Raw genomic sequence first — 831 nt, 5'->3', positions numbered from 1 at the left:
TGGACGCCGATCCTGATGCTCACCGCCAAGGAGGGCGAGTGGGACGAGGTCGAGGGACTCGACACCGGCGCCGACGACTACCTCACCAAACCGGTCTCCTACGCCGTACTCCTCGCGCATCTGCGGGCCCTGCTCCGGCGTGAGGCGAGGCAGTGGCCCGCGCGCCCCTCGTGGCCGGCGATCTGCGGCTCGACCCGGCGACCCGGAGGGTCACCCGGGCGGATCATGAAGTCCAGGTCACCGCACGGGAGTTGGCTGTCCTGGAGTTTCTGCTGAGGCGCACCGGCGAGCCTGTTTCCAAGAGGGTCATCCTCGACCATGTGTGGGGCGACGACTTCGAGGGCGACCCCAACATCGTCGAGGTGTACGTACGGCGGCTGCGCAACAAGGTCGACCGGCCCTTCGGACGTGACTCGCTGCGCACGGTGCGGGGGCACGGGTATCGGCTGGTGCCCGATGACGGGTGAGCAGCACCGCAGACTGCGGGCCGTACGCGTGCGGGCCACGGTCATCGCCGTCCTCGCGGTCGCGCTCGCGCTCGTCGGAGGCGGTACCGCGCTCGTCTTCGGGCTGCGCGCCGAGCTCAGCAACGACGTACGTGACGCGGCCCGCGCGCGGGCGCGGCAGGTGGCCGAGGTGATCGAGGCGGGCCGCGGGGTGCCCACGCCGACCGTGGCCGATCCCGACGAGGAGTTCCTGCAGGTCGTCGATGCCGACGGGACGGTCCTCGCGGCCAGTGCGAACGTCGAGGGGCAGCCCGCGCTGGCCAGGCTCCCAGCCGGCGGCCACACCTCCGTCGACACCACGCTCGACGAGGACACGTTCCTGGTC

2 pseudogenes are annotated in these 831 nt (G+C 71.5%); both read left to right on the top strand.

Annotated elements, in window-relative coordinates:
* A pseudogene (locus HLK59_RS50265) lies at positions 1-467 on the top strand (response regulator transcription factor); the annotation flags it as partial.
* A pseudogene (locus HLK59_RS50260) lies at positions 457-831 on the top strand (hypothetical protein); the annotation flags it as partial. The pseudogenes HLK59_RS50265 and HLK59_RS50260, both read left to right, overlap by 11 nt.

This window comes from Streptomyces sp. S3(2020) (assembly GCF_013044505.1).
Taxonomy (GTDB): Bacteria; Actinomycetota; Actinomycetes; order Streptomycetales; family Streptomycetaceae; genus Streptomyces.
Note: the sequence above shows the minus strand (reverse complement) of the source record. Positions and strands in the feature narration are given on the sequence as shown.